This window comes from Aliivibrio kagoshimensis, assembly GCF_050337105.1.
Taxonomy (GTDB): Bacteria; Pseudomonadota; Gammaproteobacteria; order Enterobacterales; family Vibrionaceae; genus Aliivibrio_A; species Aliivibrio_A kagoshimensis.
Window position 1 is genome coordinate 1 of the sequence record NZ_JAKJSQ010000043.1, and the last position, 15,191, is coordinate 15,191.

Here is a 15,191-nt window from a genome sequence, read left to right on the forward strand (position 1 = left end):
TAATAATAAGATGTATCTAACTAACCTTTGCCTTTGGGTTAGTAAATGGAAGAGGACTGAGATAATTTGAAACAACGTATAATTACAGCCCTGATATTGGCGCCACTGGTGATAGCAGGAATTTTCTTTCTGCCTATTCAAGCATTTTTCATGATTTTAGCCGCAGTGACGATGGTCGGCTTCTGGGAATGGACCCAATTTGTAAGTACCCAATCTAGAGTCATCGCACTCACTCCTTCAATTTTGGCATTTGGGGCATCCATGATTTGGTTGCCGTATGATGCAATTAACCTTGCTCATACCACAGAGTCGCATCAATGGATGCTGATCGTTGGTGTCGTATGGTGGGTCATTGCGAGTCTTCTTGCGATGAGTTATCCAACTTCGGCAAGGCTTTGGAAAGAGAGTAAGGGGTTACGGCACCTGTTTGGTTGGCTATCATTAATTCCTTTTTTCTGGAGTATCGTTCTGCTTAGGGCACAAATTGGCATCGATGATCAATACTATGGTGCGAAGCTGGTCCTTCTTGTCTGTTTACTGGTGTGGTCTGCTGACAGCGGAGCATACTTTGCCGGTAAAACGTTTGGTAAGCGAAAAATGGCACCTTCAGTGAGTCCGAACAAAACCATCGAGGGACTAATCGGAGGTGTAATTACAGCCATGTTAATTGGGTGGGGAGCAACCATTGTGTTTGGTCTTCATTTCGACAGTGTGGGTGCTATGGTGGGTATCTTTATGGCCACTGTGATTATTTCTGTGTTGGGTGACCTAGTTGAAAGCATGTTTAAGCGCAGTTCAAACATCAAAGACAGTGGAACGATTATCCCTGGTCATGGTGGTATTTTAGATCGAATTGATAGCTTAGTCGCTGCTTTCCCTGTCTTTGCACTCCTCTATTTTTGGTAATTTATACTTCAAAGAGCAGATAATCTGCTCTTTGATTATTATGGTCATCTCTTTATGCGCAAATTAACGATATTAGGAGCCACAGGCTCTATCGGAACCAGTACGCTTTCTGTTGTTGCTCAAAATCCGGAACAGTTCGAAGTCATTGCTATCGGTGCAAATAGTGATGTACCGAAAATGTTACAGCTTTGCCAGCAGTGGCAACCTGAATACGCGGCCATGGCAAACCCCAATGCGGCGTTAGAGTTAGAGAAAGCGATAAAATCGTTACCGATATCTACCAAAGTGGTATCAGGAGAGGAAGGGTTGTGTTTTATTGCGCAACTGGAGTCTGTCGATACTGTGATGGCGGCGATTGTTGGTGCTGCAGGACTTATGCCTACGATGGCGGCGGTTAAAGCGGGAAAACGAATCCTATTAGCGAATAAAGAGGCGTTGGTGATGTCAGGCCAACTGTTTATCAACGCGGTTGAAAAGTATGGTGCTGAACTGCTACCAGTTGATAGCGAGCATAATGCTATCTTTCAGTCTCTTCCAGAATCGATGCAACGTAATCTTGGCCGCTGTGATCTAGAAGCAAGTGGTGTCAGCTCTATTCTGTTAACGGGATCAGGCGGGCCATTTCGTTACAGTGAGCTTTCTGAATTATCCAATGTTACCCCTGAAATGGCCATCGCACATCCAAATTGGTCAATGGGGCCAAAAATTTCCGTTGATTCCGCCACTATGATGAACAAGGGCTTGGAATACATAGAAGCACGTTGGTTATTCAACACAAGGCAAGAGCAGCTTAAGGTGATCATTCATCCTCAGTCTGTAATTCACTCTATGGTGCAGTACCTTGATGGCTCTGTTCTTGCTCAGATGGGATTACCTGATATGCGCACCCCTATTGCATGTACCATGTCCTACCCTGAACGAGTAGATTCCGGCGTTAAAGCGTTAGACTTTGCTTCCATTGGTGAGTTTACTTTTTTGCAACCAGATTATAATCGTTATCCTTGTTTGAAGTTGGCTATTGATGCCTGTTATGAGGGCCAGTACGCCACGACGATAATGAATGCGGCGAACGAGTTGGCTGTCGAGGCTTTTTTAAACAAACGTCTACCATTTATGGGAATTTCTAAGGTAAATGAGCAGGTTTTGAACAAACTCTCTGCTCAGTTGCAAAACCTTGAACTTAAGGACTTGGAAAGCGTAATTGAGCTAGATAGAATGGCGCGAGTGTATGCCACTGAAGAGTTAAAAAAGGCGAATAGATGATGAGTGCGTTATGGAACTTTGCTTCATTTGTGGTGGCATTAGGCATTTTGGTCGCTGTCCATGAGTTTGGACACTTTTGGGTAGCAAGAAAGTGCGGAGTTATCGTACAGAAGTTTTCGATCGGTTTTGGCAAGCCACTGTGGAAAACCGTCGGTAAAGATGGCACAGAGTACAGCTTATCAATGATACCTCTGGGTGGCTTTGTAAAGATGTTGGATGAGCGAGTCGAAGAGGTCCCCGAACATTTAAAAAACCGCGCTTTTAACAATAAAACCCTATGGCAAAGAAGTGCGATAGTTGCCGCAGGACCTGTGGCTAATTTTTTATTTGCTATCTTCGCTTATTGGGTCATTTTTATTATTGGCATTCCTGCCATAAAGCCTGTTATTGGTGAAGTTTCACCGCAATCTATTGTTGCGCAAGCGGGTATTGAGCAAGGGATGGAACTAAAAGCGGTTTCTGGAATCAAAACAACGGATTGGCAGTCAGCAAATATGGCGCTTATCTCACATATTGGTGATGACTCAATGACACTCACTGTTGTGAGCCCGGATAATCCATCATTTGAACAGGTGAAAACTCTGGATTTAGCGGATTGGCAATATGATCCCGAAACACAATCGGCAATGAGAACACTGGGATTTGTTCCTTTCTCTCCAGCAGTCACGTTAACCCTTGCATTGGTTAACGAAGAGAGTGCCGCCCAGCGAGCTGGGTTACAAGTTGATGATAAATTACTGACGATGGGCAATGAGCCGCTGCATAAGTGGCAGCAAGTGGTGGAGTCCATTAGAAACCATGCTAACAAACCACTTGAAGTTAGCGTGGAGCGTTCTGGTAAAGAGATAACACTACTCCTAACTCCAGACAGTAAAGCAAATAGTGATGGTACTCAAATAGGGTATGCAGGTATTGCACCTTACAGTGAAGAGTGGCCAGATAATTACAAATTCGATCTGCAATACGGTGTGTTTGAATCTGTTGGTCAAGCAATAGATAAAACAGGTCAATTAATTGGTGTAACGTTGAGCATGGTAAAGAAACTATTTACTGGTGACGTTGCATTGAAAAATTTAAGTGGGCCAATCTCTATTGCAAAAGGGGCAGGTATGACAGCCGATTATGGTCTTGTCTACTTCCTCAGCTTTTTAGCGTTAATTAGTGTTAATTTAGGCATTATAAATTTACTGCCTCTTCCTGTTTTAGATGGCGGGCATCTTCTGTTTTTTGCGATTGAAGCAGTAATTCGAAGACCCGTACCAGAAAAAATACAAGAAGTAGGTTACAAGATAGGGACTGCAGCCATTATAACAATGATGATGGTTGCACTTTTTAATGATTTCACTCGTCTCTAATGAAGCGTTTGTAGCAAGGAATAATTAGAATAGATATGGCGATAAAAAAACTGTTGATAGCGACTCTGATGTTGAGTAGTGCTGCTGCAACAAGCGCAGAAAAATTTGTAGTTGAAGATATTCAATTCGAAGGGTTACAACGTGTCGCCTTAGGTGCAGCATTATTGAAAATGCCTGTTCGAGTCGGTGACTCTATCTCTTCTCAGGATGTATCACGAGTTATTAAAGCGCTGTTTGCGTCAGGTAACTTTGAAGATGTAAAAGTATTCCGAGATAATGACACGTTATTAATTCGAGTCACTGAGCGTCCCACCATTTCGAGCATCTCTTTTTCTGGAAACAAAGCGATCAAAGAGGAGCAGTTACAAGAGAATTTGGACGCTTCTTCTGTTCGTATTGGTGAAGCATTAGACCGTACCACGCTAAGTCAAATTGAGAAGGGCCTAGAGGACTTCTATTACAGTGTTGGGAAGTATAATGCAACAGTAAGTGCTGTGGTGACCCCGCTTCCTCGTAATCGTGCTGATCTTAAGTTTGTCTTTACTGAAGGTGTTTCTGCAAAAATACAGCAGATTAACTTTATCGGAAATGAGATATTTACTGATGAAGAGTTAGCTGGCCGTTTTAATCTTAATTTTGATGTGCCATGGTGGAACTTCCTTGCGGATGAGAAGTATCAGAAGCAGGTACTTGCAGGTGATATTGAAGCACTGCGATCTTTTTATTTGAATCGAGGCTATTTAAAATTCCAGGTTGATTCAACTCAAGTCTCTATCTCACCAGATAAAAAAGGAGTTTACATCACGTTGACCCTTAAAGAGGGAGATGTTTATACCGTTAAAGCCGTCGATTTTCGTGGTGAGTTAATTGATAAAGATGCCGAGTTTGAACAACTTAACCCTTTTGAAGAGGGGGACATCTATAACGGTGCAGAGGTTACCCGTTTAGAAGAGAACATCAAACGTATTTTGGGTGAGTCAGGTTATGCCTACCCGAAGGTGACGACGATTCCTGAGTTTAATGACGAGACTCAAGAAGTCACGTTAGCCATTAATGTGGAAGCAGGCAACCGCATCTACGTGAGAGATATTCGATTTACCGGAAACACCGAGACCAAAGATGAAGTGTTACGACGTGAAATGCGTCAGATGGAAAGCAGCTGGCTCAACTCGAAAGCGATTGATTTAGGAAAAAGCCGTCTGAGTCGACTGGGATTTTTTGAAACCGTTGATGTGCAGACCCAGCGTGTATCGGGCAGTGCTGATCAAGTTGATTTGGTGTATAAGGTCAAAGAGGCCAATTCCGGTAATGTGAACTTTGGTGTCGGTTACGGTACTGAATCAGGAATTAGTTTTCAGGTTGGTTTACAGCAAGATAACTTTTTGGGTTCAGGTGATAACGTCGGCATTAGTGCAATGACTAATGATTATCAAAAAAATATTAGCTTAAACTATCGCGACCCCTATTGGAATTTAGATGGTGTTAGTTTAGGGGGTAAAATTTTCTATAACGAGTTTGAAGCGTCTGATGCCGGGATCATTGATTATACCAATCAGAGTTACGGTACCAGCTTAACTTGGGGTTTCCCCTTTGATGAGTTGAACTACTTCTCGATTGGAATTGGTTACACACACAATAAAATCTCGAACTTAGACAACTATTTGCAGATAGAGCAGTATTTGCAATCTGCTGGGGATAGTTACGATGAAGAGAATAACTTATTAATTGTGGATGACTTTGATCTTACTCTGAGTTGGACTCGAAATAACTTAAACAAAGGGTACTTCCCAACCGCGGGTAACTACCAAAGCGCCAGTTATAAGATTACGGTTCCAGGATCGGATTCACAGTTCTTTAAAGCACAGTATGACGTCAGGCAGTATGTACCATTGACGAAGAAGCACGAGTTTACCTTTTTGATGCGCGGCCGTTTGGGTTACGGTAATGGCTATGGACAGACTGAAGGGAATGATAATCTGTTCCCATTTTATGAGAATTTCTATGCAGGTGGTTTTACTACTCTGCGTGGTTTTGGATCAAACTCGGTGGGCCCTAAAGCAGTATACCAAGAGGGGCAGGGTAATAATCCGAACTATAAAGCGACAGAGGATTCAGTGGGCGGCAATGCCACCGCACTGGCCAGTTTTGAGTTGATTTTCCCTACGCCATTTGCATCTGATGAGGGGCAATCATCGATTAGAACCAGTGTTTTCTTCGATATGGCGAGCGTGTGGGATACCGAATTCAATTATAGCAATGATAGCAATGTCAGCGCAGGTAAGGAGTACTATTATGATTATTCCGATCCGAGTAACTTCCGTTCATCGTATGGCGCTGCACTACAGTGGATGTCTCCAATGGGACCGCTGGTATTCTCTGTTGCGAAACCGGTTGAAATATATGAAGGTGATGATGAAGAGTTCTTCACATTCACCATTGGGCGAACATTCTAAATTTAATTGAGGATAAGATTTTGAACAAAGTAATGAAAGCGGCAAGTATTGGTTTAGTGGTGTTAAGTTCAGCTATGTTTACTAATGTTGCTAATGCAGCTCAAAAAGTGGGTTACGTCAACGTGGCCAAAATTATGCAAAATATGCCTCAGCGAGAAGGTATTAGTATAAAATTGAAAGCTGAGTTCAAAGACCGTATTGATGCAGCTAGAAATTTAGAAGCAAAGATCAAAGAGAAAGAGGCAACTCTTCAACGAAATGGTGAGCTACTTGGCGCGGAAGGAATTGTAAAGCTACAGCGTGAAATTAAATCGTTAAGATCGGATCTGAAAGATGATGCTGATGCAATCAATGAAGATACTCGTAGACGCCAAGCAGAAGAGCAGAAAAAATTGATGGTGTTGATTCAAAAAGGGGTAACCAAAGTGGCTGAATCGGAAGGCTATGACATGGTAGTAGAAGCAAGAAGCTTAATGTTTGCAAAACCAGAAGATGACCTATCATCAAAAGTATTAAAAGCGGCCAAGTAAGGGGAATTATGACCACAATCACACTGGCTGAGTTGGCTGAAAAGCTAGGCGCAGTTCTACATGGAGATGGATCCGTTCAGATCACTTCTGTTGCGTCGATGGAGAGTGCTGCTGAAGGGAATATTACCTTTTTATCAAATAGTAAATACCGAAAAAAATTAGAATCATGCCCTGCCTCAGCAGTGTTAGTAAAAGAGAGCGATCTCTCTTTTTGCCCAAGTAACGCCTTAGTGATGAAGGACCCTTATTTAGGTTATGCGTTGGTAGCCCAAATCTTAGATACAACCCCGCCTATTGCTGTGGGTATTGCTCCATCCGCTTATGTTGCGACTGATGCTATCATTGGTCGTAATGTCGCCATTGGCCATAATGCCGTGATTGAATCTGGCGTGGTGCTTGGTGATAATGTACAGATTGGTTCAGGCACTGTGATTGGTAAAAATGCCAAGATTGGCGCCAATACAAAATTATGGGCCAATGTGACTATTTATCACGATGTGCAGATGGGTGAAAACTGCCTAGTTCAATCGGCAACAGTGATAGGTTCAGATGGCTTCGGTTATGCGAATGACCGAGGAAGCTGGGTTAAGATCCCTCAACTTGGCTCGGTTAGAATTGGAAACAATGTTGAAATAGGTGCGTCGACTGCAATTGATAGAGGGGCACTTGAAGATACCGTGATTGAAGATGGTGTCATTCTCGATAACCAAATGCAAATTGCCCATAACGTACATATCGGTGAAAAATCAGCCTTAGCTGGCGCAAGCACCATTGCGGGTAGCACTACTATCGGTAAACATTGTGTCATTGGTGGTGCAGCTGTAATTAATGGGCACATCGATATTACTGATGGCGTTACCATTACGGGAATGGGCATGGTGATGCGCTCAATTTCTGAGCCTGGACTATACTCATCGGGTATTCCGTTGCAGACCAATAAAGAGTGGCGTAAAACAGCAACGCGTGTACAACGCATTGATGAAATGCATAAAAGGTTAAAAAAATTAGAAAGGTTATTAGAGAGTAATGACTAATATCATTTAGCATCTTTAGTGACATGCCATTGGTTATACGTTTAGATAATAATTACAGGACAACATTTTGAGTAGAGAAAATAAAACACTCAACATTACTGAGATCAGAGAACTACTTCCACACCGTTACCCGTTTCTTTTAATCGATCGTGTGACGGATTATGAAGAGACGGTTGGGGATAAGTTAGGTTACCTGCATGCCCTTAAAAACGTTTCTGTGAATGAACCTCAGTTTACAGGTCACTTTCCTCAAATGCCTATTTTCCCTGGCGTATTGATTTTAGAAGCAATGGCACAAGCGACAGGTTTACTTGCTTTTAAATCTTTTGGTGCGCCTTCTGAAAATGAACTTTACTACTTTGCCAGCATTGATAAAGCGAAATTCCGTAAGCCAGTGGTCCCAGGCGATCAACTGGTGATCGAAGTACAATTTATTAAAGAGCGACGTGGTATTGCGATGTTTACTGGTGAAGCAAAAGTTGACGGAGCTGTTGTCTGCTCAGCTGAACTTAAATGTGCTAGACGAGAGTTTTAATCATGATTCATGAAACTGCCAAAATTCATCCCTCCGCTGTGGTTGAAACGGGTGCCATTCTTGGTGCCAATGTTGTTGTTGGACCATTCTGCTTTGTGGATAGCAAAGTAGAGATTGGAGAAGGCACGGAACTGAAATCTCACGTAGTGGTAAAAGGTCCAACAGTTATAGGTAAAGAGAATAAAATCTTTCAATTTGCCTCGGTCGGTGAAGAGTGCCAAGATCTCAAATTTGCGGGTGAAGATACTCGATTAGAGATCGGTGATCGTAATACCATTCGTGAAAGTGTCACTATTCATCGTGGTACGGTACAAGATATAGGTACCACCATTATTGGCAGCGATAATCTCTTTATGATAAACGCTCATGTGGCTCATGATTGCGTAGTTGGTAATCACTGTATCTTTGCCAATAATGCAACCTTAGCAGGACACGTTAAAGTGGCGGATCATGCGATTATAGGGGGTATGTCTGCAATTCATCAGTTCTGTCATATTGGCGAACACTCTATGTTGGGTGGTGGTTCTATCGTGGTTCAAGATGTGCCTCCATATGTGATGGCACAAGGTAACCACTGTGCGCCTTTTGGTATCAATATTGAAGGGCTAAAACGTCGTGGTTTTGACAAGCCATCTTTACATGCGATTCGTCGTGCTTATAAAGAGATCTATCGCGAAGGAAAAACCTTAGAAGAAGCTAAATTGGTGATTGCTGAAATAGCCAAAGAGCACCACCCAGTACAAGCTTTTGTTGACTTTTTTGAGCGTTCTACAAGAGGAATCATTCGTTAATATGGTGAAGCCATTACGAATTGGAATTGTCGCCGGGGAGATCTCCGGCGATATTTTAGGTGCCGGATTAATTAAAGCCATGAAAACTCAGTATCCCGATGCTGAGTTTGTTGGTATAGGCGGTCCAAAAATGATGGAACAGGGGTGCCAATCTCTGTTTGACATGGAAGAGTTGTCTGTCATGGGGATTGTGGAGGTGCTGGGTCGAATACGACGTCTTCTCCATGTGAAAGCTGAGTTAGTTCGTACTTTTATTGATAATCCGCCAGACGTGTTTATTGGTGTTGATGCACCAGACTTCAACTTACGCCTAGAGAAAGATCTTAAACTCGCTGGAATAAAAACCGTTCACTACGTTAGCCCGTCAGTATGGGCATGGCGACCAAAGCGTATCTTCAAAATTGAAGCGGCTACCCATCTAGTGTTAGCATTTTTACCCTTCGAGAAAGCATTTTACGATAAGTATAATGTGCCATGTCAATTTGTTGGTCATACCATGGCGGATGATATCCCTATGGTGTCTGATAAACAAACAGCACAACAGCATCTCAATCTAGACAGTAGTAAGCGCTGGTTAGCGGTCTTGCCTGGCAGTCGAGGCGGTGAGTTAGCAATGATTGCTGAACCTTTTATTCGAACGTGCCAGATACTTCATCAACAACATCCAGATCTCTGTTTTGTCATTGCTGCGGTGAATCAGAAACGCCGTGAGCAGTTTGAGGCTATTTGGCAGCAGACGGCACCTGAGCTTGATTTTACGATTGTTGATGATACGGCAAGAAATGTTATTACCGCTTCAGATGCTGTGTTGTTGGCATCGGGCACAGTGGCACTTGAGTGCATGTTAGTTAAGCGTCCAATGGTAGTCGGGTATCGAATTAAACCATTAACAGAATGGATTGTTAGAAAGTTAGTCATTTCCAAGTTTGCCGCTCTACCTAATGTATTGGCGGGACGCGAATTGATACCTGAATTCTTACAAAAAGAGTGTACGCCTGAAAAATTGGCGAAACAGGTGAATATCTATTTAGAGTCAGATAATAGTGAATTGATTGCTGAATTTACAAAGATGCATCAATGGATTCGTAAAGATGCCGATAATCAAGCGGCAAAAGCGGTACTTGAGTTAATTGGAAAACCTTATGAATAAAGATCTTCCCCTCTTTGAATACCCAGATAATTTCACACTGTTTGCAGGCGTGGATGAAGTGGGACGTGGTCCACTGGTTGGTGCTGTAGTTACCGCTGCCGTGATTCTTGATCCAAGCAGGCCTATTTCTGGTTTAACTGATTCAAAGAAACTTACTGAGAAAAAACGAAATCAGTTGTTTGATGAAATAAAAGAACGAGCACTTGCGTGGTCACTTGGTCGATGCGAAGCGGAAGAGATCGACGAATTAAATATCTTGCAAGCGACGATGGTGGCAATGCAAAGAGCCATTGCAGGCCTGCCATTGCAGCCTGATTTTGCATTGATCGACGGAAATCGCAGCCCAGAGTTATCCATGCCTTCGTTAGCTGTGGTTAAGGGAGACTTGCGTGTGGCAGAAATCAGCGCCGCATCAATTATTGCCAAGGTGACCCGAGATCGTGAAATGGAGCAGTTGGACAGCGAGTTCCCTCAATATGGTTTCGCTAAACACAAAGGCTACCCAACCAAAGCTCACGTTGAAGCATTGGAAGCGTTTGGTGCGATTGCACAACATCGAAAAAGCTTTAAACCAGTAAAGAAAGTTCTTGGGTTAGTTGATTAAACCGTTGTACCGATTAAGTTCAATAAGGTAAGAATACGTAAATATGTTAGAACCTCGCTTTATACATCTGCGCGCTCACAGTGATTACTCAATGGTTGATGGCTTATCTAAAGTCAAACCGTTAGTCAAAAAAGTGGCTGAACTTGGTATGCCTGCGATGGCACTGACTGACTTCACTAACCTGTGTGGTTTGGTTAAATATTATTACGCTGCGCATGATGCTGGAATTAAACCGATCATCGGTGCAGATTTTACTGTTCAATCGGATGAATTTGGTGATGAGCTAACACAAATCACCGTGTTAGCAAAAAACAATGATGGGTATAAGAACTTAACCCTATTGATCTCTGATGCGTATCAACGTGGTCATGTGCAACATCAACCTGTGATCGATAAAGCCTGGTTGGCCAAGTACAGTGATGGCTTAATTCTACTCTCTGGCGGCAAAAGTGGCGATGTAGGTAAAGCATTACTTAAAGGCAACCCTACATTGGTATCAGAATGTGTCGCATTTTATCAAACCCATTTTCCTGACCACTACTATTTAGAACTGTGTCGGACAGAGCGAGCGGATGAGGAGAACTACCTCCACTTCGCTCTCGAGTTAGCCCAAAAGAGCGACTTGCCTGTTGTTGCGACTAACGAAGTGTGCTTCTTAAATGAAGAGCAGTTTGAAGCGCATGAAATTCGAGTTGCCATCCATGATGGTTTTACTATGGTCGATCCAAGGCGGCCTAAAAAGTACAGTGCGAAACAGTACCTACGTAGTGAAGAAGAGATGTGTGAGCTATTCTCTGACATTCCAGAAGCACTACAGAACAGTGTTGAGATTGCCAAACGATGCAATGTTACTGTTCGTCTTGGTGAGTACTTCTTACCTAACTTTCCAACCGAAGGGATGGCGATTGAAGACTTCTTAGTCAAGAAGTCTCAAGAAGGCTTAGAGCGCCGTTTAGCCTTTCTTTTTCCGGATGAGGCGACTCGAGTTGAGCGTCGACCAGAATATGATGAACGTCTAGAGATTGAGCTTAAAGTTATCAATCAGATGGGCTTTCCTGGTTACTTCTTGATTGTCATGGAGTTCATTCAGTGGTCAAAGGATAACGACATCCCTGTAGGCCCAGGACGCGGTTCTGGTGCTGGTTCTTTAGTGGCGTATGCACTGGATATTACAGATCTTGATCCATTAGAATACGATCTTCTGTTTGAGCGATTCTTAAACCCTGAACGTGTCTCAATGCCCGATTTCGATGTCGATTTTTGCATGGATAAGCGCGATCAAGTGATTGAACATGTCGCTGAAATGTATGGTCGTGACGCGGTGTCTCAGATTATTACGTTCGGAACGATGGCCGCCAAAGCGGTTATTCGAGATGTAGGACGTGTGCTTGGCCACCCCTATGGATTTGTTGACCGAATTTCCAAAATGGTTCCTCCTGAGCCGGGCATGACGTTAGCGAAAGCGTTTGAAGCAGAACCACAACTTCCTGAAATATACGAACGAGATGAAGAGGTGAAAGCCCTCATCGACATGTGTCGTATCCTAGAAGGTGTAACGCGTAATGCCGGCAAGCATGCGGGTGGGGTGGTTATTTCTCCGACCACGATTACTGATTTTTCGCCACTGTATTGTGATGCAGAGGGGCAATTTCCTGTTACCCAATTCGATAAGAATGACGTTGAAACCGCAGGTCTAATCAAGTTTGACTTTTTAGGGTTGCGGACACTAACAATTATCGATTGGGCTCTAGGGCTGATTAATCCGAAGTTAGAAAAAGAGGGCAAAGATCCGATTAGGATAGACTCTATCTCACTAACGGATCCGAAATCGTTTGAACTTCTACAACGCTCAGAGACAACCGCTGTATTCCAGGTTGAATCGCGAGGTATGAAAGATCTTATCAAGCGTCTTCAACCTGACTGTTTTGAAGATATCATCGCCCTCGTCGCCTTATTTAGGCCCGGTCCACTACAATCTGGCATGGTTGATAACTTTATCGATCGTAAACATGGCCGAGAAGAGGTCTCCTATCCGGATGAGAAATGGCAACATGAGTCGCTTAAAGAGATTCTAGAACCGACCTATGGCATCATTCTCTATCAAGAGCAGGTGATGCAGATAGCTCAGGTACTGGCTGGGTATACTCTTGGTGGCGCAGATATGTTGCGTCGTGCAATGGGTAAGAAAAAACCGGAGGAGATGGCCAAACAACGAGCTGTCTTTGAAGAGGGATCCATCAAGAACGGAGTTGATGGTGAACTGTCGATGAAGATCTTTGACTTGGTAGAAAAATTTGCCGGTTATGGATTTAACAAATCACACTCGGCGGCGTACGCCCTTGTTTCGTACCAAACCTTGTGGTTAAAGACTCACTTCCCAGCGGAATTTATGGCGGCAGTAATGACCGCGGATATGGATAATACAGAAAAAGTCATCACCTTAGTGGATGAGTGTATCCGTATGAAGCTTAAAGTTTTGCCACCGGATGTTAACTTTGGTCAATATCGATTTAACGTCGATGATCAAGGTGCAGTGGTATATGGCATTGGTGCTGTGAAAGGGGTCGGCGAAGGCCCTATTGAATGCATTATTGAAGCCAGAAACCGCGGTGGGCATTTCAGAGACCTATTTGATTTTTGCGCTCGTATTGACACTAAGAAAGTGAACAAGCGAGTGATTGAGAAGCTTATTCTTGCCGGTGCTCTCGACCGATTAGGTCCTCATCGCGCTGCCATGATGGCCTCTCTGGATGCAGCTGTGAAAGCGGCGGGACAGTTCCACCATGCCGAATCATTTGGTCAAGCTGACATGTTTGGAGTGTTGACTGACGTTCCTGAAGAGGTAGAACAGGCTTACGCTGAAGTACCAAAGTGGCCAGAGAAAGTGTGGTTAGAAGGTGAAAGAGAGACTTTAGGGCTCTACTTAACAGGACATCCAATTAATGCTTACCTTAAAGAATTAAAACGATATACTACTTGGCGATTAAAAGATGCAACGCAGACACGACGAGACCAATCCGTTTCTGTTGCTGGACTGGTGATTGCAGCAAGAGTGATGACAACCAAACGAGGTAATCGTATTGGGCTATTAACACTTGATGATCGTTCAGGCAGAATGGAAGTTATGCTCTATTCGGATGCTTTAGATAGGTACGCTGAACTATTGGAAAAAGACAAAATTTTAATCGTATCTGGACAGGTCAGCTTTGATGATTTCAATGGTGGGCTTAAAATGTCTGCCCGCGAACTACTCGACATCTCTGATGCGAGAGAGAAATATGCTCGTGGTTTGGCACTATCGGTGACCGAGAAACAAGTAAACAGACAATTTTTTGAGCGTTTCAGTCAAATACTGGAACCTCACCGGGCAGGCACTGTACCGGTAAATGTATATTATCAGCGAGCAGATGCTCGGGCTAAGTTGATTTTAGGAACGGAGTGGCGAGTGACACCCACCGATCAACTTATCGATGATTTAAAAGCGCTGCTTGGCGAAGAGCAAGTCGAGCTTGAATTTAACTAGAATATTAAGTTGCAGACATTTGCACTGCATTAACAAAGGATCTTTTGATGAGCCTGAACTTTCTTGAATTTGAACAACCAATTGCAGAACTTGAAGCTAAAATTGAAGCGCTGCGTGATGTGTCGCGACGTGGCGATAATGCTACTGCTGTTGATTTAGATAATGAGATCCAGCAATTAGAGCACAAGAGTTTAGAACTGAAGAAAAAAATCTTCAGTGATTTAGGTGCATGGCAAGTGGCGCAACTTGCACGTCATCCTCAACGTCCCTATGTATTAGACTACGTTGAGTTGATGTTTACCGAGTTTGATGCATTAGCGGGTGATCGTGCCTTTGCTGATGATAAAGCGTTAGTCGGTGGTATCGCACGTTTAGATGGCCGTCCAGTAATGGTTATTGGTCATCAAAAAGGTCGTGAAACCAAAGAAAAAGTAATGCGTAACTTCGGCATGCCAAAACCTGAAGGTTACCGTAAAGCACTTCGTCTTATGGAGATGGCTGAACAGTTTAAAATGCCAATTATTACTTTCATCGATACGGCGGGTGCATACCCAGGTGTTGGTGCTGAAGAGCGTGGTCAATCTGAAGCGATTGCTCGTAACCTTAAAGTGATGGCTGGCCTAACGGTACCTATCATCTGTAATGTGGTCGGTGAAGGCGGTTCTGGTGGTGCTTTGGCTATCGGCGTTGGTGACTACGTGAACATGCTGCAATACTCTACCTACTCGGTCATTTCTCCCGAAGGTTGTGCTTCAATTTTATGGCGTGATTCGGACAAAGCCCCTCAAGCCGCTGAAGCGATGGGACTGACTTCTGATCGTTTAAAAGAACTTGGTTTGATCGACTCGATTGTTAATGAACCTTTAGGTGGAGCACACCGTGATCCTGCTGAAACAGCATTATCACTAAAAGAGTGCATCATTAAACAGCTTAATGAGTTGGAAGGATTAGATCACGAAGAGTTAAAAGAGCGTCGTTATAACCGCTTAATGGATTACGGTTATTGCTAATCGCAACTAGATTTAGATACACTTAAAGCGGGCTTAG

The 15,191-nt window shown here is 43.3% G+C and carries 12 protein-coding genes; all 12 read left to right on the forward strand.

Features of this window, described 5'->3' with window-relative positions:
* The first annotated feature begins 66 nt into the window (after positions 1–66).
* Positions 67–906: a phosphatidate cytidylyltransferase gene (locus L4C32_RS13830; protein WP_428197470.1), complete on the forward strand. Its 840-nt coding sequence runs from the start codon at positions 67–69 to the stop codon at positions 904–906.
* A 54-nt stretch (positions 907–960) separates the two neighbouring features.
* Positions 961–2,169 (forward strand): 1-deoxy-D-xylulose-5-phosphate reductoisomerase, encoded by a 1,209-nt coding sequence (ispC, locus tag L4C32_RS13835; RefSeq protein WP_428197471.1) that lies wholly within the window; start codon positions 961–963, stop codon positions 2,167–2,169.
* Positions 2,166–3,524 (forward strand): sigma E protease regulator RseP, encoded by a 1,359-nt coding sequence (gene rseP / locus L4C32_RS13840; protein WP_428197472.1) that lies wholly within the window; start codon positions 2,166–2,168, stop codon positions 3,522–3,524. Before ispC ends, rseP begins: the two co-directional genes overlap by 4 nt.
* A 35-nt stretch (positions 3,525–3,559) precedes the next feature.
* Positions 3,560–5,977, forward strand: coding sequence for an outer membrane protein assembly factor BamA (gene bamA, locus L4C32_RS13845; RefSeq protein ID WP_428197473.1), 2,418 nt, complete (start codon positions 3,560–3,562; stop codon positions 5,975–5,977).
* A gap of 20 nt (positions 5,978–5,997) precedes the next feature.
* Entirely contained in the window at positions 5,998–6,507 is a 510-nt protein-coding gene (locus L4C32_RS13850) for an OmpH/Skp family outer membrane protein (protein ID WP_428197474.1), read from the forward strand.
* A gap of 8 nt (positions 6,508–6,515) precedes the next feature.
* A complete protein-coding gene (gene lpxD, locus L4C32_RS13855) occupies positions 6,516–7,541 on the forward strand; it encodes a UDP-3-O-(3-hydroxymyristoyl)glucosamine N-acyltransferase (RefSeq protein WP_428197475.1) in 1,026 nt (341 codons plus the stop codon).
* Between the two features lie 67 nt (positions 7,542–7,608).
* Positions 7,609–8,076, forward strand: coding sequence for a 3-hydroxyacyl-ACP dehydratase FabZ (gene fabZ, locus L4C32_RS13860; RefSeq protein ID WP_428197476.1), 468 nt, complete (start codon positions 7,609–7,611; stop codon positions 8,074–8,076).
* 2 nt (positions 8,077–8,078) lie between these two features.
* Positions 8,079–8,867, forward strand: coding sequence for an acyl-ACP--UDP-N-acetylglucosamine O-acyltransferase (lpxA, locus tag L4C32_RS13865; protein WP_428197477.1), 789 nt, complete (start codon positions 8,079–8,081; stop codon positions 8,865–8,867).
* 1 nt (position 8,868) lies between these two features.
* Positions 8,869–10,017, forward strand: a complete 1,149-nt coding sequence (lpxB, locus tag L4C32_RS13870) for a lipid-A-disaccharide synthase (protein WP_428197478.1) — start codon at positions 8,869–8,871, stop codon at positions 10,015–10,017.
* On the forward strand, positions 10,010–10,621 hold the full coding sequence (rnhB, locus tag L4C32_RS13875; protein WP_428197479.1) for a ribonuclease HII: 612 nt from the start codon (positions 10,010–10,012) through the stop codon (positions 10,619–10,621). The genes lpxB and rnhB overlap by 8 nt, the downstream gene beginning before the upstream one ends.
* 43 nt (positions 10,622–10,664) lie before the next feature.
* Positions 10,665–14,144 (forward strand): DNA polymerase III subunit alpha, encoded by a 3,480-nt coding sequence (gene dnaE, locus L4C32_RS13880; protein ID WP_428197480.1) that lies wholly within the window; start codon positions 10,665–10,667, stop codon positions 14,142–14,144.
* Positions 14,145–14,191: 47 nt separating this feature from the next.
* A complete protein-coding gene (gene accA, locus L4C32_RS13885) occupies positions 14,192–15,154 on the forward strand; it encodes an acetyl-CoA carboxylase carboxyl transferase subunit alpha (protein WP_428197481.1) in 963 nt (320 codons plus the stop codon).
* Positions 15,155–15,191: the final 37 nt, after the last annotated feature.